Raw genomic sequence first — 17513 nt, 5'->3', positions numbered from 1 at the left:
ACGCCCCGGCCTCCGAAGCGGCCTCACCCGGGGGCGCTCCGCCGGTTCAGCGGCTCAGGCGGGCGAATCGCCGTACCGCCAGCGGGAAGAAGACCGCGAGCAGGGCCAGCGGCCACAGGACCGCCGCGGCGACGTGGCCCGGCTCCCCGCCCGGTCCGCCGAGCAGGTCACGGACGGCCGTCGCGGTCTGTGACATGGGGTTCCACTCGACCGCCGTGCCCAGCCAGCCGGGCATGGAGTCGGGGGCGGCGAAGACGTTGGACAGGAAGCCGACGGGCCAGACCAGGATCTGCACGGCCTGCACCAGCTCCGGCTTCCCGGCCACCATCGCCAGATGGATGCCGATCCACAGCATGGCGAAACGGAGGAGCAGGAGCAGTCCCATCGCCCCGAGGAACGCGCCGGGGGTGCTGTCGGCGCGCCAGCCGAGGGCGTACCCGACCCCGGTCAGCACGGCCAGGCCCACCGCCGACTGGAACATGTCGGCGGCCGAACGGCCCATCAGGACGGCGCCGTTGGCCATCGGCAGGGAGCGGAAGCGGTCGATCACGCCCTTGCCGAGGTCCTGGGTGACGGCCAGCATCGTGCCCTCCAGGCCGAACGTCATGGTCAGGGCGAGCATGCCCGGCACCAGGTAGTCGACGTAGTCGCCCTCGACGCCCCGGCCGCCGCCGACCAGATAGCCGAACATCAGGAGCAGCATCACGGGGAAGACCAGGCCGACCACCGCCTGGACGGGCTGCCGTGCCCAGCGGGCGAACTCGCGGCGGGTCATGGTCCAGCAGTCGGAGAACAGGCGGGTTCCCGCGCGGAGTTCGCGCGGCCCACCGGGTTCCCCCGGCCACCGCGTTCCCCGGTCCCCTGCGTGGACGGTGTCGTACGTCGTGCTCACACGGCCTCCTCGGCTCGCCGCTCGTCCCCGGCGAGGTGCGCTCGCGCCTCGCCCCCGGTGAGGTGCAGGAACACCTCGTCCAGCGTCGGACGCCGCAGCGCGATGTCCTCCGCCTCGATCCCGGCCTCCTCCAGAACGCGTACGACCGCGGCGAGGGCCGCCATGCGGTCGGTGACCGGAGCGCTGAGCAGCCGGCGGTCGGCCTCGACCGAGACCCCGTCCCCCGCGAACGGCAGCAGGGCCACGGCGGCGCCCAGCAGGCCCGCGTCGCGCAGCACCACGTCGATGCGGTCGCCGCCCGTCCGGGACTTCAGTTCGTCGGCCGTGCCGTCCGCGATGACCCGTCCGCGGTCGACGACCGAGATGCGGTCGGCGAGCTGGTCCGCCTCCTCCAGGTACTGGGTGGTGAGCAGCACCGTCGTGCCGCTGCCGACCAGCGAGCGCACCGCCGCCCACACCTCCGCCCGGCCGCGCGGGTCGAGTCCGGTCGTCGGCTCGTCCAGGAACAGGACCTCGGGTTCGGTGATGAGCGACGCGGCCAGGTCCAGGCGCCGCCGCATGCCGCCGCTGTACGCGCGGACCGCCTTGCGGCCGGTGTCGGCGAGGCCGAAGCGCTCCAGGAGCTCGTCGGCCCGCACCCGTGCCCCGCGGGCGCCCAGGTGGTGGAGGCGCCCGAACATCTCCAGGTTCTGCCGGCCGCCGAGCTCCTCGTCGAGCGCGGCGTGCTGGCCGAGCAGACCGATGCGCGAGCGCACCCGGCGGGCCTCGCGCACCACGTCGTGCCCCGCGACCTCCACCCGGCCGGCGTCCGGCCGCAGCAGCGTCGACAGGACCCGGACCAGGGTCGTCTTGCCCGCGCCGTTGGGGCCGAGCACCGCGTGCACCGTGCCGCGCCCGACCAGCAGGTCCAGTCCGTCCAGCGCGTGCCTGTCCCCGTACCGCTTGCGTACGCCTTCGACGACGATCGCCCCGGTCATCGCGCTCCCTCCGTTCCGGCCCGCTCCCGGGCCGGTCGCCAGGGCCAGTAATCAAACTTGACTACTGGCATGACGATGGAGGGTAAGCCGGGCCCCGGAATTAGTCAAACTTGATGAGTGGGAAGGCCGGCGCGGTCAGCGCGCGTCCTGCGGGTGCCGCTCCCCCGTCGCGTAGGGGTTCTCCTGGCCGTCCCGGAGGACCCCGACGAACGGCTCGCCCTCCCCTGCGAAGGTGTAGGCGCCGCCCTCGATCCGGGCGATCAGGCCGCGGGTCCACGCCGCGTCGGCGTCGGCGGAGTGGACCCAGAGGTCCATGATCTCGCCGATGTGGCCGAGCTGGGCGGGGCCGTCCTCCGGCACGTAGTGCTCGGTGACGGACGCCCGCCACTGCTCGATCCCGCGGATCCGCTCCTCCAGGAGCGCCACCGCCTCGCCTCTCGGCAGGTCGACGATGAAGCCGATGCCCGCCGAGCGGACGTCCATCTTCTGGTCGTACGAGGTCAGCGACTCACGCAGCAGCGCCAGATACTCCTCGGTCCCGGCGGCCGTGATCTCGTACTCGGTGCGCGGCGGTCCGCCGGCCGTGGAGGGCGCGATCTCGTGGGCGTGCAGCAGTCCCTGCTTGGCCATCTGCTTGAGCGCGTGGTAGATCGAGCCGGGTTTGGCGTTGGACCACTCGTGTGCGCCCCAGTACTCCAGGTCGTTGCGCACCTGGTAGCCGTGGGCCCGCCCGTGCTGGCGCACCGCGCCGAGCACGAGGAGACGGATCGCTGACATACCGCTCAGCCTAGGGGTGTCCCGCTCAGCCCCAGGAGGAGCCCTGCTCCTGCGCGACCAGTTCGAAGGCCGTCTTCCCGTCCAGGGACTCGCGGATGATGTCGGCGTGACCGGCGTGCCGGGCCGTCTCGCGGATCAGGTGGAGCGCCAGCCAGCGCATCGAGACACGGCCCTCGGGCGGGAACCAGGGGTCGTTCGGAAGGGCGAAGGTGTCGTCCAGGCTCGGCACCGAGCGCAGGAAGGCCTCCGTCTCGGCGGCCACCTTCTCCCAGTGGGCGAGCTGCGAGGCGACCGTCTCGCCCTCGGCGAGGACGAAGCACTCGTGCCAGTTCGACTCGTCCCGCTTCACGGCGGGCGGCTCGCCCTTGGCCCGCGCGATCCAGCCCTGCTCGACCTCCGCGACATGCTTGAGCAGCCCGGACAGGGAGAGCTCACTGGCGCTCGGCCGGCTCGCCGCCTGCTCCTCGGTCAGTCCGAGCAGCGACCGGCGGATGCCGCCGCGCTGCTCCTCGATGAAGGCGAGCAGCGCCCCGCGCTCGTCGCCCTGCTCTTCCGCTCGCACGTGCGTGACCATGACCGGCCGCCTTCCGTCGGGTCCTCCTGGCTGACGAGGAAGACGCTACGGACCCTTGCGGTCAGGTTCTGTCCGCAAGGGTCCGGGCGCGCTGAACGGTCACGTGAAGGCGTCCTCGGGACGCTCTGGGCAACGTCCTCGGAACGTCTCGGAACGTCCTCAGAAGGGGAAGCGGCTCCGTCCGTGCTGCACCGAGATCCACTTGGTGGTGGTGAAGGAGTCGACCGTCGTCTCGCCGTTCAGGCGGCCGATGCCGGAGTGCTTCTCGCCGCCGAAGGGGACGAGGGGCTCGTCGTGGACGGTGCCGTCGTTGACGTGGAACATGCCGGTGTCGATCTGCTTGGCGAAGTTCACCCCGCGCTCGATGTCGCCCGTGTGGACGGCGCCCGAGAGACCGTACGGGGTGTCGTTGACGATCTCGACGGCCTCCGCCTCCCCGTCGAACGGGACGAGGAAGACGACCGGGCCGAAGACCTCCTGGCGCAGCAGGTCCGAGCCGGCGGGGACGCCGGTCAGGACGGAGGGCTCGACCAGGTTGTCCGTGGCCGTGCCGCGCAGCAGGGCGGTGGCGCCCTCGGCGATCGCCTGCTCGACGACGCCCGACAGCGCGTCCGCCTGGGAGGAGTTGATGACCGGGCCGATGACCGTCTGCGGGTCCCTCGGGTCACCGGTCTTCAGCGTCCTGACCTTGGCGACGAACTTCTCGGTGAACTCGGCCTGGACCGACCGGTCCACGAGGACCCGGTTGGCGGCCATGCAGACCTGCCCCTGGTGCACGAAACGGCTGAAGACCGCAGCGTCGACCGCGTAGTCGACGTCCGCGTCGTCCAGGACCACCAGGGCGCTGTTGCCGCCCAGTTCGAGCACCGAGCGCTTGAAGTTCGCGGCGCAGACCGTGGCGACGTGCCGGCCGACCTTGTCGGAGCCGGTGAAGGAGATGACCTTCGGGACCGGGTGCTCGATGAAGGCGTCGCCGATCTCGGCGATGTCGGTGATGACGACGTTGAGGAGACCGCCGGGCAGCCCCGCCTCCTCGAAGACCTTCGCGACCAGGGAACCGCCGGCGATCGGGGTGTTCTGGTGCGGCTTGAGGACCACGCCGTTGCCGAGCGCGAGGGCCGGGGCGACGGACTTGACCGACAGCAGGAAGGGGAAGTTGAAGGGGCTGATGACACCGACGACACCGACCGGGACGCGGTAGAGGCGGTTCTCCTTGCCGTCGACCGGCGAAGGGATGATCTTCCCCTCGGGACGCAGCGCGAGCTGGACCGACTCGCGCAGGAACTCCCGGACGAGGTGGAGCTCGAAGGCCGCCTTGAGGCGGGTGCCACCGAGCTCGGCGATGATCACCTCGGTGATCTCCTCCTCGCGCTCGTCGATGACGGCGAGGGCCTTCTCGAAGACCGCGCGGCGGGCGTACGCGTTCGTCGCGCCCCACTCCTTCTGGGCGCGTTCGGCGGCGCGGTAGGCGTCGTCGACCTCATCGACGGTGGCTATCGTGATCGACGCCAGCTTCTCGCCGTCGTACGGGTTGAAATCGATGATGTCCCAGGAACCCGTTCCCGGGCGCCACTCGCCGTCGATGTACTGCTGGGCCAGGTCGGTGAAGTAGGACGACATGTTCTCCCTCAATCCCTGTGCTGCCGAGGCAGTCCTTGGCCCGGGTCAGCAGACATCCGATCACGGTCTGATCACATGTCATCGTACTTGTGTTTCAAGGGAGTTGAGGGAGAGCAGAGAAGTCCGTCACCGTTCCCGGGAGAGTCGCCCCTCAGGAGAGCTGGAGCAGCCCCCGCAGCAGATCGCGGCTCTCGTCCGGACCGGGGCTGTCCTGCTGCAGCTGCTTGAGCGCGCCCTCGTACTGGTTGACGTCCTCGCGCTTGTCCAGATAGAGCGCGCTGGTGAGCTGCTCCAGGTAGACGACGTCCGACAGATCGGACTCGGAGAAGCTCAGGATGGTGAAGGAACCGCTCTCGCCGGAGTGGCCTCCGAAGCTGAACGGCATGACCTGAAGTCGTACGTTGGGCCGTTCGGAGACGTCGATCAGATGCTGGAGCTGTCCGCGCATCACCTCGCGGTCGCCGTACGGGCGGCGCAGCGCGGCCTCGTCGAGGACGATGTGGAACTCGGGGGCGTTCTCGGAGACGAGGTACTTCTGCCGCTCCAGGCGCAGGGCCACGCGCCGGTCGATGTCGGCGGCGGAGGCTCCCTTCATCCCGCGCCGGACGACGGCGTGCGCGTACGCCTCGGTCTGCAGCAGGCCGTGCACGAACTGCACCTCGTACACCCGGATCAGGTGGGCCGCGCCCTCCAGGCCGACGTAGGTGGGGAACCAGCTGGGCAGGACGTCGGAGTAACTGTGCCACCAGCCCGCGACGTTGGCCTCCTTGGCGAGCGAGACCAGGGACGCGCGCTCGGCCTCGTCGGTGATGCCGTAGAGCGTCAGCAGGTCCTCTACGTCGCGGGTCTTGAAGCTCACCCTTCCCAACTCCATACGGCTGATCTTCGATTCGGAGGCACGGATCGAGTAGCCGGCCGCTTCACGGGTGATGCTGCGCGCCTCACGCAGGCGCCGCAGATGTGACCCCAGCAGCATGCGCCGCACCACCGAGCCGCTCGACTCACCAGCGCTCACGTTCGTCAGCCTCCCCAACCGTCTTCCAGACGCCGCAGTCTGCCACTAAAACACTTCAAGCAGTACTCGTTCAGTTACGGAAACGGAAAGCGGCCAAAGCCGGAACACAGGAAAGGATCAGTGGATCGTCAACAACTGAGAATAAGGTGAAGGAAGAAATGAGCAAGAAGTAGCAGAGGAAGGTCCAATTCGGGCGCGTGCACGTGCATCTGCCCTTGCATCTGCTGTACGCATTCGGAACCATGGTCCCCGCGCCACCGCTGCATCGCAACGACCGCGAACACCCGGGAGTGCCTCGCATGGGGACGAATGGATCGACCATGCTCGAACCCTTACGGCAGGGACTTCCGCCTCTCGATCCCGCGGCCGTGTCCGGCGCCGCCTCGTGCGCCCTGCCCGCCCGCTACGAAGCGGTGCGCGAGGCCCGGCGGTTCACCCGCGCGACATTGGACCAGTGGGAGATCGGCGACCGTTTCGACGACGTCTGTCTGGTGGTCTCCGAACTCGTCACCAACGCCCTGCGGCACGCACTGCCCTCGGACATCCCCCGCAAGGACGACCAAGGGCCGCCCGTGAGGCTGCACTTGATGAGGTGGACCTCGCGCCTGGTGTGCGCGGTGCGCGACCCCAGCCACGACAGTCCGGTCGCCGGCGACTCGGAGGACTTCTCGGCGGAGTCGGGACGCGGCCTCTTCCTGGTCGACTCGTTCTCGGACAGCTGGGGCTGGCACCCGCTCGCCGGAACGCTCAGCGGCAAGGTCGTGTGGGCGCTGTTCCGGCTGGGACCGCAGCCGGAGACGGCCGCGCTCTCCCCCGAATGACGAACCGCGGCGCCTTTTGGCGCCGCGGTTCTACGCGCGTTACGGAACGCTGGGTGAAGTTCACCCCAGATCGGCACCGTCCGCCCCGCGGCCGGTCCTTGCGCGACGGGCTCTTCCGTGACCGGTCCTTCCGCGACCGGCCCTTCCGTGACCGGCCGGTTCGGGACGGTTGACGATCACGGCCGTCAGCCCGCGATCAGATGATCGAACTCGCCGTCCTTGATACCCAGGAGCATGGCCTCGATCTCGGCGCGCGTGTAGACGAGCGCGGGCCCCTCGGGGAACCGCGAGTTCCGCACGGCCACGTCACCGCCGGGCAGCCGCGCGAACTCCACGCAGGAACCCTGTGAGTTGCTGTGCCGGCTCTTCTGCCAGGCGACGCCGTCGAGCTCGGTCGCAGCCATGCCGTTGTACACAAATTCAGCCATACCGTTGTACACGTCATCCACGTCGAACACGTCGTGGTCCACAGGTCACTCCCCGGTCGTGCAGTGGCTGAGGTGGCCATAGATGCAGTAGTCAACTGACTCGGATCATAGCTCTGTTCATGTGCAGATGCATGGGCAGATGCACGTGCACGCGGGGTGGTCCTGCGGTTACAGCTTTTACCGGCCCTTGACTACCGGCTGTCGTCCGTCCGACTACGTCCTGCGGCTCACCGGAATGCGGTACGCACTACATCCGGTCCAGCGCATTCCCCAGAGACCGCATCACATGCGACCTCCAGCCCCCGTCCATGATCTTCCGCGCCATCATCTGTGTGGGATCGTCCGGATCGAATCCCTCGTGTACTAGGAAGAGACGCGTACCGCGCCCTTCCTGTTCCAGCCTCCAGGTAATGGTCCAGTCCGCAGACCGCGGCGCGTTCGCGTCGGCCCACCGGACGCTCAGCATCCGCTCCGGCTCGTAGGCGAGAACACGCACGTCGACGATGCCGGAGAAGTTCGCGTTGGGGCGCGGGACCGCGGTCAGCGTGTACCGGTGACCGACCTCGAGCCGGAAGTCCTCTGACCCCGGCATCTGCCACTGCGCGAGCAGTTCGGGCTCGGTGAGCGCACGCCAGACCTTGGCGGGCGGATGCGGCAGGAACTGGGCGACGCGGATGGTGGTGAGGTCCCCGTCGGAAGCGGGGACCGGACTTCCCGGGCCGGGGTTCGCGCCCCGTGGATCGGGGTTCGCGTCCTGCGGATCGGGGTTCGCGTCCTGCGGATCGGAATTCATGTCTCGGCATCGTCGGGCATGCGGTCCAGGAGGTCGCCGAGGCCCTTCAGCCTGTCGCGCCAGAACCGCTCGTACGGATGGAGCCAGTCCTGGACGTCGGCGAGCGGGGCCGCCTCCAGGCGGTAGATGCGCTGCCGGCCCGCGCGCTCCTCGGACACGAGGCCGGCCTCTCGGAGCACCTTGAGGTGTTCCGAGAGGCTGGGGCGCCGCATGGCGAAGTGGTCGGCCAGCGCCTGAACGGGCTGGGGCCCCCGCTCGCGCAGCAGCCGGAGCACCTCACGGCGGGTGGCGTTGGCGAGCGCGGCGAAGAGCCGGTCCTCGTGGGCCGCGGGGGCTTCGGCGGAAACGCCGGCCACGGCGGACGCCCCGGCGGGGCCACCGGAGGAAGATCCGGCTCCGGCACGCACTCCGGCTGCGGCCTCCGGTCCTGCCCCGGTCCCCGTCATGGCACGCTCAGCACCCTTCGCTCCTACTGCGGGGCCGACTCCAGGGCCCTCTCCGTGATCAGCATCAGACCGTTGCCGTCGAGGTCGCGGAACGAGGCCATGCGGCCCCAGGGAAGATCGTCGGGACCCTCCACCGCGACACCCGCGGCGGCGAGCCGCGCGCAGTCGGCGTCGACGTCGGTCGTCACCAACATGATCCCCCGGGCCTCGCCGGGCGTGAAACCCCCCATCCCCGGGCCCGAGAGGGTGAAGACGGTCTGCGCCCCTCCGGGCGCCACCTGGAGCCACCGGCCGGGCGGCATGTCCAGGTCCGCGGTGACCTCGAACCCGAGGACGTCCCGGTAGAAGCGAAGGGCCCGGTCCTGGTCGGCGACGGGAAGCGTGACGAAGGAGGCGTGGGTGATGTTCATGACGAGGAGAATAGGTAGGAGATTCCCTACGCGTCAACCGTAGGGAATCTCCTACCTATAGGTGCCCGACCCTGGCCTGCCCGCTCGCCCGCCCACCTGTCCGCCCGCCTGCCCGTCCGCTCGCCTGCCTGCCTGCCCGTCCGTCCGTCCGTCCGTCCGTCCGTCCGTCCGTCCGCGAACGACCGCACGCCGGATTCCCGCGAGGGGTCCCGCGGCCCTCCTGATAGCTTGCTGCGATCGTTCGGGCGACCCGCATCCATCCCACCCTTGGGGGCTTCAGTGACCACGGCGACCTTCCCGTCCCGCCACGCGCGCACAGCGGCCGCGACCGCCGGACTGGCGGCCGCGCTCGTGCTGACCGGCTGTAGCAGCGGGAGCGACGACTCCGGCGACCCGTCGGCGAGCCCGAGCGCGTCCGCCACGGACGGCGCCGGCACGGGCGGCGGCTCCGGCGCCACGTCCGCGGCGGGCGGCAAGCTCCAGGGCAGCTGGCTCACCACCGCGGGCGGCAAGGCCGTGGTGCTCATGGTCAACGGCAAGCAGGCGGGCCTCTTCGCGACGGGCGGCACCGTGTGCAGCGGCACCTCCTCCGACGAGGCGGGCATGCAGATGATCCGGCTCGTCTGCACGGACGGCAGCAAGAAGCGCGCCGTCGGCATGGTCGACTCCGTCAGCGGTACGACGCTGAAGATCACCTGGGAGGGTGGCCTCGGCAAGGAGACGTACACCAAGAGCGAGGGCGGGAAGCTGCCCACGGGGCTGCCCACGGCGAGCCTGGGCTCCTGAGCGGCACGCCCCCGCGAGATCGCGCGGTCCGCTCCGTCTCTGCTCCGGCAGCGCTCCAGCAGTGCTCCAGCAGTGCTGGAGCAATCCTGCGACAGGACGGGAGGGGCTGCGGACAATATCAGGCGATATCGGCCCCGTGCGGGTGAACGGCCAGGGGCGCGCGACCCCGGTGGACCGGTGTGCGTGATGATCCATGCACATCGTCACGACTCCCAGGGGAACCCATGCGCGCTCTGCCCATCGCCGTCACCGTCCTCGCGGCGGCCCTCGCCCTGACCTCCTGCGACGGCGGCTCCGGCGACTCCGGCAGTCCCGGGAAATCCGGTGACACGGCCGGCTCGGCGAAGAAGGCCGCCGTCGCGGCCTGTGCGATCGGTGACACCGGGTTCCAGGTCGGCCCCGCGAACGCCGCCACGGCCGCCGGGGACACGGGCAACATCCCGGTCACCCTCACCAACAAGGGCGACCGGTGCACCCTGAAGGGCTTCCCCGGACTCTCCGTGGAGGCGGGCGGCACCTCCGCGAAGATCCCGGCGGACGAGTCCGCGGCGCCGGAGGAGCTGACCCTCGCCGAGGGCGACACCGCGTCCTTCACCATCACCTACGTACGGGGCGCGGAGGGCGACGCGAAGACCCTCGCCGTGAAGACGCTGAAGATCGCCCTGCCCGGCGCCGACACCGCGCAGAGCTTCCCCTGGTCGTACGGTCCGGTCGCGGGCAAGGGATCGGCGAGCGAGCCGAACGTCTCCGTGACGCCGTTCCAGCACGCGGGCGACTGACGAGCGCCGCGGTCCCGCGGGAGCCGGGACCCCCGGCCCCGCCGGAGCGGGCGCTCAGGCGGCGACCGCGGCCCTAGGGAAGAGGGCGCCCGCCCCGGACCTGCGCCCGGTCCGCCGCCGCGGCGCCCTCGTGCCATCCGGCCTCGTCGGTGATCCCGCGCATCCGGGTCGTCACCGTTTCCGGGAACATCCGGTCCAGGTGGTCCGCGACCGCCACGTCACGGGCCGCCAGAACCGGCAGCAGCTCTCCTTCCGTGGCTCTCACCTGGCCCTCGGCGACCGACGCGAGCCGATCGCCGATCCGGTGCGCGTACGCGGCCAGGAACGACTGCCGGAAGGTCTTCGTGCGCTTGCGCCCGCCCGCCCGCTGCGCCGCCTCCGCCTTCGCCATCGCCGCCGTGGCCTGCACGAGGAGCGAGGTGTAGAGCAGTTCGACCGCTTCCAGGTCGGGTTCGAAGCCGACGACGGTCGAGAAGCAGAGGGCCTCGTTCCACACGGCCCGGCAGCGGTTCGCCCCCGCGACCGCGTCCAGGAGCACCGCCTTGGCCGTCTCGTACGGCGGCTCGACACCGATGCGGCAGGCGCCGGGCGCGTCCTTCGCACGACTCCGGGCCGCGAGCAGCGCCTCGTCGATGCTGTGCCGCGCCATCAGCTCCTGGGCCTTGGCGCTGAGCGCCTCCGCCTCCTCCGGGAACCCGGTCGCCTCCGCCTTCGCGAGCAGGGCGCGGATGCGGGTGAGCATGCGCGTCTCCTGCGGGGCGACGGCCGTGACCGGCGCCGCGGGCGGGTCCAGCGGCTCGATGGAGGGCAGGCGCAGGAGCAGGCGGCAGAGCTCCAGGGCCGCGGTGGCGCGTGAGAAGCGGTCGGCCCGCAGGTCGTGGGGTTCCGCCTCCAGTTCGTCGAGCTGGGCGGCCCAGCGCGCGCCCCGGGACGCGCGGTCGCCCTTGTGCTCGTCGAGGATCGACGAGATCAGCAGGCGTACGTGCACGTCCTCCAGGTCGCGGCGCGCGATCCGTACGACATCGGCGGGCTGCCAGCCGCGCCGCCAGGCCGCCGCGACGAACTCCTCGCCGCGCCGCGCGAGTTCGGCGTCGGAGGCCGGGTCGGCGGCGAGCAGGGAGGCTCCGGTGTCGAGGGCCGTGTCGGAGTCGGAGTAGAGGGCGGCCGCGAAGGCGCGCTCCACGGTGCTGGACGTACTCATCCCCCGATCGTGTCACGGGCGGACCGGAGGGCCGGCGCGCGGCCGGTGCGGAAGCCCTCGCCCCGTCCACACCCTGTGGACAGTGCCCCGCCCTCCGGATCCGGGACGCCGGACACCCTGCCGCCCTCGCCCTACCGCCCTGCCGCCCTCGCCCTCGGGCCGGACCACGGGCCCGCCCTCGCCCTCGCCCTCGCCCTCGCCCTCGCCCTCGCCTCAAGGATGCCGGGCGCCCCGCCGACGCCCCGCACGACGACGAGCGCCGACTGTCAACTCCGGGTTGACACCCTTGGACTGTCAACCTACCGTTGACACATGACGACGAACTCCCCCGGCAAGGCATCCGTGCGTCTCGACGACCTCATCGAGGCGATCAAGAAGACCCACAGCGACGCGCTCGACCAGCTCCAGGACGCGGTGATCGCGGCGGACCACCTGGGTGACGTGGCCGACCACCTGATCGGACACTTCGTGGACCAGGCCCGGCGTTCGGGAGCGTCCTGGACGGACATCGGCAGGAGCATGGGCGTCACCCGGCAGGCCGCGCAGAAGCGGTTCGTGCCGAAGGCGGAGGCGGACCTCGACCCGAGCCAGGGGTTCGGCCGTTACACCGAGCGGGCCCGGAAGGCCGTCATGGTCGCGCACGAACAGTGCAAGGCACTGGGCGGGACCGAGGGGCTGCCCGAGCACCTCGTCCTCGGCCTGCTCGGCGAGCCCGACTCGATCGGCGCGCGGGCCGTCACCGCGCAGGGGGTCTCCCTGGACACCGTCCGCGAGGCGGCCGTCGCCGCGCTCCCGCCGGCCGCCGACGAGGTCCCCGAACTGGTCCCGTACGGACCGGCCGCCAAGAAGGTCCTGGAACTCACCTTCCGCGAGGCCCTCCGGCTCGGCCACAACTACGTCGGCACCGAGCACATCCTGCTCGCCCTGCTGGAGTTCGAGAACGGCGAGGGCGTCCTCAGCGGCGCGGGCGTCGACAAGGCGGCGGCCGAGGGCCACATCGCGCGCATGATCACGGAACTCGTGAACGAGAAGGCGGAGAAGCAGGCGTAGGAGTCCCCGTCCGGCGGCGCGGCCGCCGGACGCGCCGCCGGAGGGCATTGTCAGACCCCCCTGCGAGACTCGGAATCATGACCGGGCGCTGGGCTCTCGCTCCGGCCGAGGACGGTGGCGTGGAGATCGCCGCCCTCGGCCCGGACGGGCTGCCCACGGGAGGGGTCCGCCGGGAGGCGGACCTCGCGGAGGCCGTACGGACCCGGCCGGACGTGAGCCGGTGGGTGTGGCGGTCGACGGCCGATGTCTATCCGAGACTGCTCGCCACGGGGGTGCGAGTGGAGCGGTGCTACGACATGGAGGCCGCCGAGACCCTGTTGCTCGGACACGAGGGGCGGCTCGGCGAGCCCCGGTCGGCGGCCGCCGCGCTGGCGAGACTGCGCGGCGGCCCCGTGCCGCCGGACCCGCCGCAGCGTGCCGCCGAGCCCGGTTCGCAGTCCTCCCTCTTCGAACCCCGCCCGGTGCACGTGCCGCTGACGGATCTCCTCACGGTCTACGCCGACCAGCAACGCCGCCATGACGCGACCGCGCACCCGGAACGGATGCGGCTGCTGACGGCCGCCGAGTCCGCGGGGATGCTGGTCGCCGCCGAGATGAACCGGGCGGGGCTGCCGTGGAGCGCGGACGTCCACCGGGACGTGCTGCACGAACTGCTCGGCGAGCGGTACGCCGGGGGCGGTGAGCCCCGGCGCCTGGCCGAGCTCACCGAGGAGGTGTCCGCCGCGTTCGGGCGGCGGGTCAGACCCGACCTGCCGGCCGACGTCGTCAAGGCGTTCGCGCAGGCCGGGATCAAGGTCAGGTCCACCCGGCGGTGGGAGATCGAGTCGATCGACCACCCGGCCGTGAAACCGCTGCTCGAGTACAAGAAGCTGTACCGCATCTGGGTCGCCCACGGCTGGTCCTGGCTCCAGGACTGGGTGCGTGACGGGCGGTTCCGGCCCGAGTACCTGCCGGGCGGGACCGTCACCGGACGCTGGGTGACGAACGGCGGTGGCGCGCTCCAGATCCCCAAGGTGATTCGGCGCGCCGTCGTCGCCGACCCCGGCTGGCGGCTGGTCGTCGCCGACGCCTCCCAGATGGAACCGCGCGTCCTCGCGGCCGTCTCCCGCGATCCCGGTCTCATGGAGGTCGCGGGCCGGGAGAGCGACCTCTACCAGTCGGTGTCGGACCAGGCCTTCTCCGGCGACCGGGCGCAGGCCAAGCTCGCCGTGCTCGGCGCCGTCTACGGCCAGACGTCCGGCGACGGACTGAAGAACCTCGCCCTGCTCCGCCGCCGTTTCCCCAAGGCGGTGGCCTATGTCGACGACGCGGCCCGCGCGGGAGAGGAGGGGCGTCTCGTGCGGACCTGGCTGGGGCGGACCTGCCCTCCGGCGGCCGGGGCGGGCGAGGGCGGCGGGGAGGAGGCGGGCATCCCGCAGGACGACCCCGCCGACGCCGCCGACCAGGGCTGGGTGCCGGGCCACTCGTCCTCCGACTCCCGCGCCCGCGGCCGGTTCGCCCGCAACTTCGTCGTCCAGGGCAGTGCCGCCGACTGGGCCCTGCTGATGCTGGCGGCACTGCGCCGCACCTGCTCCGACCTCGCCGCCGAGCTGGTCTTCTTCCAGCACGACGAGGTGATCGTGCACTGCCCCGCCGAGGAGGCCGACACCGTGGTGGCCGCCATCCGCGACGCGGCCGAACTCGCGGGCCGCCTCACCTTCGGGCGGACACCGGTGCGCTTCCCCTTCACGACGGCGGTCGTACGGTGCTACGCGGACGCCAAATGAGGTGCTCCCCGGGCCGAAGCGGCCTTGGCCTCCGCCCGTCACCGGTCAGTCCGCCACGCTGACGGCTTCCGCTGCCCGCCCGGCACCAGGCGACCCGTCGCACCGCGGCTTCCGCGGTTCGCCCGCCCCCGGCAGCTTCCGCGGTTCGCCCGCCCCCGGCAGCTTCCGCAGCTCGCTGCTCCCGGCGGCCCATCGCCCCGGCGGTGTTCCCGGTTCGCCGTCCCCGGCGTTCGCCACGCCGGCAGATTCCCGCTCCGCCCGTCACCAGCGGCCCATCGCCCCGGCGGCCTTCCCGGTTCGCCGCCCCGGCGATCACCGTGTCAGCAGCTTCCGCAGTTCGCCCACCACCGGGCTGTCCGTCTCCTCCAGGGCCTCCAGCGCCGACGCCCACTCCCGGTGGGCCGCTTCGACGTCGCCGCGTTCCCGCAGCAGCAGGCCGCTCTGATGACGGGCCAGGCCTCCGGTGTAGCGGTCGGCGCGACGGTCGGCGCGGCACCGCAGCAGATCGCACTCGCGCGCGGCCCGTTCCCAGTGGCCGACACCGCGCAGGGCCCGCACCAGGCCCAGCCTGGTCTGTGACTCGCCGTGCCAGTCGCCGTGGCCGCCCAGGATGCGCAGGCTCTCCTCGAAGTGCGGTACGGCGGCGGCCGGTTCGCCGAGCGTGAGATGGGCGTAGCCGATGTTGCAGTGCGCGGAGTGCCGGATGATCACGTCCTGCACGGCGTCACCGATGGCGAGACTGCGCTTGTGGTGATCGATGGCGGCCCGCGGGTCGGTGTGCTCGTACAGGTTGCCGAGGTGGCTGTAGGTGATGGCCTCCATGTGCGGGTCGCCCAACTCCCGCGAGAACTCCAGGCTCTGGAGCAGCGCCTCACTGGACTCGGCATGACGGCCGAGGGATTCGAGGAGCATGCCCCGGTTGTTCAGGGCCCGCCGCAGACAGGAACGCGCCCCGAGGCGGCGCCAGATCGCGAGCGCCTCGTCGTTCAGGGTGAGGGCCTCACCCACCCGGCCCGTCATGAAGTGCAGGCCTCCGAGGTCGCCGAGCGCGTACGCCTCCGCGGCCTCGTCGCCGAGCAGCCGCGCCGCCGTGAGCGCGGCCCGCTGGAGGACCTCCAACTCGGCCACGCGGCCACTGCGCTGGACGTACGGGTTGAGCATGCGGGCCAGCAGGGGAAAGTACGGCGAGCTGTGCGCGTACCGCTCCGCCAGCGCGACGACGTTCGCCAGTTCCGTGTCGCCCCAGGCGAAGGCCTCCCGCCCGGAACGGAACGGGGGCGTGGCCGCCGCGTCCGCCGCGTGCCCGGCCGGCTGCGAGGTGGTCGGCCTGATGCGGTCCTCCTTGTCGAGACCGGGTTCGAGGATCGCCTCCAGGGAGCGGGCCGCGACACCGGCGTACCAGCGCAGGGCCCGCTCGGCGACGGCCGCGTCACGACCGGGAGGCACGGCACCGCCGACACCTCCCGGAAGGACCGGACCGGCACCACCGAGGACAGCGACGGTCTCACCCACGGGAGCAGCCTCGCCCACGGGGACGGCCCCGGCGTACCCGGCGGCCGCACCGGCGCCCGTGCCCGCCGTCGCGAGGACGCACTCCGCCGCGCCCGCGATCTCCCGGGCGAAATCCCGCACGAGGTCGTGCGGCGCGTACCGCCCGTAGGCGGTCTCCTCCAGGAGGGCGACGTCGACGAGGCGGTCGAGCGCGGCCTCGGCGCGGCGTTCGTCGGTGCCGGTGAGGTGGGCGACGAGGGCGGCTCCGTAGGCGGGCAGGTCGAGCGCGCCGATACGGCACAGGGCGAGCGCCGCGTCCCGGTCGGCCTCGCGCTCGGAGGCGCGCAGCGCGTCGTGCGCGACGGCCAGCGAGCGGCGCACGCTCAGGTCGTCGTACTCCAGATGGTGCAACCGCCCTTCCGTTGCGGCCAGTTGACCGGCGAGAACATCGGGGGTCAGGGCGCGGCGGGCAGCGAGGCGGGCCGCGACGACCCGAAGGGCGAGCGGTAGCCGGCCGGTGAGTTCGACCAGGGGGTGACCGCCGTCGAGTCCGTCCCGGCGGCCGGAGACCGCGCGGAGCAGGGCCGCGCTGTCCTCGTCCGTCAGCGGCGCGAGCGGGAAACGGTCGGCTCCGTCCAGGACGGTGAGCGGCGAGCGGCTCGTCACGATCACCGCGCAGCCCGCGCCGGCCGGCAGCAGCGGCCGGACCTGGGCGGCGTGCGCCGCGTCGTCCAGCACCATGAGGGTGCGGGTGGGCGCGAGCATCGACCGGAGCAACGCCGCCGCCGCGTCGGGGTGTTCGGGGATGCGGCGGGGTTCGGTCCCCAGGTCGCGCAGGAGCGCGGCGAGCGCCTGACCGGCGGTGAGCGGGGTCATGCCAGGGGTGGCGCCGTGCAGGTTGATGTACAGCTGGCCGTCGGTGAATCGTTCCCTCAGCCCGTGCGCCACATGCAGCGCGAGCGCGCTCTTGCCGACGCCCGCCATTCCGCTGATCACCGCGACGCGGGGCATCCCGGTGGCGAAGTCCCCGGCGGAGGACCGGCCGCGCGCGTCCCTCCGCGCCCCCTCGGGCTCCCCGGCGGTCGTCGCGCCACCGGGCCCGTCTCCGGACGCACCGGCGGACGCATGTGCGGATGCCCGGCCGTCGGCGTCGGCGTCCGGGTACGCCTCTTCCTCCGGGCGCGGGAGGCGCACGGAGCGTTCCGGGTCCAGGAGCTGGAACAGTCGGTCGCGGACGTCCTCGCGTCCGGTGAAGTGGGCCGGGGGCGGCGGAAGTTGGGCAGGCCGGGGCGGGGAGGCGATCTCCTGTCCACCGCGGGCGGCGCCGTCCGCCGGCTCCTCCGCCCCGCCGTCACCGTCGGGACCGACGTTCCCGCCCCGACCGACGTTTCCGCCCTGGTCGGCACCGCCGTCCCGGCCATCGCTCCCGTCGCGGCCGCCGCTCCCATCGCTCCCGTCGCGGCCGCCGCTCCCGTTCCGGTCGTCGCTCCAGACCCGGCCGGCGCTCCAACCGCCGTCCCCGGCCCGGTCCCCGTCGTCGGACCTGGTCCTGCCACCGTCGCCGCCGTCGCCGCCCCCGGCACCCTCGCCGCTCCAGGCACCGCTCCGGTCCCGGCCGGCGTTCCTGCGCCGGTCGCCGCCCTTCCTCCGGTCCACTCCCCCACCGGGGATCCCGCCGCCGCTCCAG

Annotated in this window: 17 protein-coding genes; 5 read left to right on the top strand and 12 right to left on the bottom strand. The window is 72.1% G+C overall.

Going from position 1 to position 17513, the window contains the following annotated elements:
• Window positions 1-46 precede the first annotated feature (46 nt).
• The 6 genes from CW362_RS29680 to CW362_RS29655 form a co-directional block, all read right to left on the bottom strand.
• Window positions 47-775, bottom strand: coding sequence for an ABC transporter permease (locus CW362_RS29680; RefSeq protein WP_103552708.1), 729 nt, complete (start codon window positions 773-775; stop codon window positions 47-49).
• 113 nt (window positions 776-888) lie between these two features.
• A complete protein-coding gene (locus tag CW362_RS29675; RefSeq protein WP_103552689.1) occupies window positions 889-1869 on the bottom strand; it encodes an ATP-binding cassette domain-containing protein in 981 nt (326 codons plus the stop codon).
• A gap of 135 nt (window positions 1870-2004) precedes the next feature.
• On the bottom strand, window positions 2005-2646 hold the full coding sequence (locus CW362_RS29670; RefSeq protein ID WP_103552688.1) for a PadR family transcriptional regulator: 642 nt from the start codon (window positions 2644-2646) through the stop codon (window positions 2005-2007).
• Between the two features lie 25 nt (window positions 2647-2671).
• A complete protein-coding gene (locus tag CW362_RS29665; protein ID WP_103552687.1) occupies window positions 2672-3220 on the bottom strand; it encodes a DinB family protein in 549 nt (182 codons plus the stop codon).
• Window positions 3221-3379: 159 nt separating this feature from the next.
• Window positions 3380-4840: an aldehyde dehydrogenase family protein gene (locus CW362_RS29660; protein ID WP_103552686.1), complete on the bottom strand. Its 1461-nt coding sequence runs from the start codon at window positions 4838-4840 to the stop codon at window positions 3380-3382.
• 151 nt (window positions 4841-4991) lie between these two features.
• On the bottom strand, window positions 4992-5816 hold the full coding sequence (locus tag CW362_RS29655) for a helix-turn-helix domain-containing protein (protein ID WP_103552707.1): 825 nt from the start codon (window positions 5814-5816) through the stop codon (window positions 4992-4994).
• 338 nt (window positions 5817-6154) lie between these two features.
• Here CW362_RS29655 and CW362_RS29650 point away from each other — a divergent pair, with 338 nt between their 5' ends.
• Window positions 6155-6676 carry an ATP-binding protein gene (locus CW362_RS29650; RefSeq protein WP_162684265.1) on the top strand — a complete coding sequence of 174 codons (522 nt, stop codon included), beginning with the start codon at window positions 6155-6157 and terminating at the stop codon, window positions 6674-6676.
• 185 nt (window positions 6677-6861) lie between these two features.
• On the opposite strand, the gene CW362_RS29645 is transcribed toward CW362_RS29650, so the two are convergent.
• From CW362_RS29645 to CW362_RS29630, 4 genes are all read right to left on the bottom strand, one after another.
• A complete protein-coding gene (locus CW362_RS29645) occupies window positions 6862-7146 on the bottom strand; it encodes a DUF397 domain-containing protein (RefSeq protein ID WP_103552684.1) in 285 nt (94 codons plus the stop codon).
• Window positions 7147-7351: 205 nt separating this feature from the next.
• Window positions 7352-7897, bottom strand: coding sequence for an SRPBCC family protein (locus CW362_RS29640; protein ID WP_103552683.1), 546 nt, complete (start codon window positions 7895-7897; stop codon window positions 7352-7354).
• Window positions 7894-8253, bottom strand: a complete 360-nt coding sequence (locus CW362_RS29635; RefSeq protein WP_103552682.1) for an ArsR/SmtB family transcription factor — start codon at window positions 8251-8253, stop codon at window positions 7894-7896. The genes CW362_RS29640 and CW362_RS29635 overlap by 4 nt, the downstream gene beginning before the upstream one ends.
• A gap of 113 nt (window positions 8254-8366) precedes the next feature.
• Window positions 8367-8753, bottom strand: a complete 387-nt coding sequence (locus CW362_RS29630) for a VOC family protein (protein ID WP_103552681.1) — start codon at window positions 8751-8753, stop codon at window positions 8367-8369.
• Between the two features lie 279 nt (window positions 8754-9032).
• On the opposite strand from CW362_RS29630, the gene CW362_RS29625 reads away from it, so the two are divergent.
• Together CW362_RS29625 and CW362_RS29620 are read left to right on the top strand one after the other, a co-directional pair.
• Window positions 9033-9539 (top strand): hypothetical protein, encoded by a 507-nt coding sequence (locus CW362_RS29625; protein WP_103552680.1) that lies wholly within the window; start codon window positions 9033-9035, stop codon window positions 9537-9539.
• Window positions 9540-9763: 224 nt separating this feature from the next.
• Complete coding sequence (locus CW362_RS29620; protein ID WP_103552679.1) at window positions 9764-10318, top strand: DUF4232 domain-containing protein; 555 nt, start codon at window positions 9764-9766, stop codon at window positions 10316-10318.
• Window positions 10319-10391: 73 nt separating this feature from the next.
• Here CW362_RS29620 and CW362_RS29615 read toward each other — a convergent pair whose 3' ends face one another.
• A complete protein-coding gene (locus CW362_RS29615; RefSeq protein ID WP_103552678.1) occupies window positions 10392-11519 on the bottom strand; it encodes a DUF2786 domain-containing protein in 1128 nt (375 codons plus the stop codon).
• Between the two features lie 312 nt (window positions 11520-11831).
• On the opposite strand from CW362_RS29615, the gene CW362_RS29610 reads away from it, so the two are divergent.
• Together CW362_RS29610 and CW362_RS29605 are read left to right on the top strand one after the other, a co-directional pair.
• Window positions 11832-12569: a Clp protease N-terminal domain-containing protein gene (locus CW362_RS29610; protein ID WP_103552677.1), complete on the top strand. Its 738-nt coding sequence runs from the start codon at window positions 11832-11834 to the stop codon at window positions 12567-12569.
• Window positions 12570-12646: 77 nt separating this feature from the next.
• On the top strand, window positions 12647-14335 hold the full coding sequence (locus CW362_RS29605; RefSeq protein ID WP_103552676.1) for a bifunctional 3'-5' exonuclease/DNA polymerase: 1689 nt from the start codon (window positions 12647-12649) through the stop codon (window positions 14333-14335).
• A 312-nt stretch (window positions 14336-14647) separates the two neighbouring features.
• Here the strand turns inward: CW362_RS29605 and CW362_RS29600 are convergent.
• Window positions 14648-17513: tetratricopeptide repeat protein (locus CW362_RS29600; RefSeq protein ID WP_240658103.1), on the bottom strand; the 2866-nt coding region annotated here is incomplete at its 5' end.

The sequence above is a fragment of the Streptomyces populi genome (genome assembly GCF_002911015.1).
Lineage (GTDB): Bacteria > Actinomycetota > Actinomycetes > Streptomycetales > Streptomycetaceae > Streptomyces > Streptomyces populi.
Note: the sequence above shows the minus strand (reverse complement) of the source record. Positions and strands in the feature narration are given on the sequence as shown.

Excerpts from the sequence above, each read along its gene's own strand:
- CW362_RS29675 (WP_103552689.1), bottom strand. The coding sequence starts at position 1,869 with ATGACCGGGGCGATCGTCGTCGAAGGCGTACGCAAGCGGTACGGGGAC.
- CW362_RS29620 (WP_103552679.1), top strand. The coding sequence starts at position 9,764 with ATGCGCGCTCTGCCCATCGCCGTCACCGTCCTCGCGGCGGCCCTCGCC.
- CW362_RS29670 (WP_103552688.1), bottom strand. The coding sequence starts at position 2,646 with ATGTCAGCGATCCGTCTCCTCGTGCTCGGCGCGGTGCGCCAGCACGGG.
- CW362_RS29630 (WP_103552681.1), bottom strand. The coding sequence starts at position 8,753 with ATGAACATCACCCACGCCTCCTTCGTCACGCTTCCCGTCGCCGACCAG.
- CW362_RS29655 (WP_103552707.1), bottom strand. The coding sequence starts at position 5,816 with ATGCTGCTGGGGTCACATCTGCGGCGCCTGCGTGAGGCGCGCAGCATC.
- CW362_RS29660 (WP_103552686.1), bottom strand. The coding sequence starts at position 4,840 with ATGTCGTCCTACTTCACCGACCTGGCCCAGCAGTACATCGACGGCGAG.
- CW362_RS29640 (WP_103552683.1), bottom strand. The coding sequence starts at position 7,897 with ATGAATTCCGATCCGCAGGACGCGAACCCCGATCCGCAGGACGCGAAC.
- CW362_RS29650 (WP_162684265.1), top strand. The coding sequence starts at position 6,155 with ATGGGGACGAATGGATCGACCATGCTCGAACCCTTACGGCAGGGACTT.
- CW362_RS29665 (WP_103552687.1), bottom strand. The coding sequence starts at position 3,220 with ATGGTCACGCACGTGCGAGCGGAAGAGCAGGGCGACGAGCGCGGGGCG.
- CW362_RS29610 (WP_103552677.1), top strand. The coding sequence starts at position 11,832 with ATGACGACGAACTCCCCCGGCAAGGCATCCGTGCGTCTCGACGACCTC.
- CW362_RS29680 (WP_103552708.1), bottom strand. The coding sequence starts at position 775 with ATGACCCGCCGCGAGTTCGCCCGCTGGGCACGGCAGCCCGTCCAGGCG.
- CW362_RS29615 (WP_103552678.1), bottom strand. The coding sequence starts at position 11,519 with ATGAGTACGTCCAGCACCGTGGAGCGCGCCTTCGCGGCCGCCCTCTAC.
- CW362_RS29605 (WP_103552676.1), top strand. The coding sequence starts at position 12,647 with ATGACCGGGCGCTGGGCTCTCGCTCCGGCCGAGGACGGTGGCGTGGAG.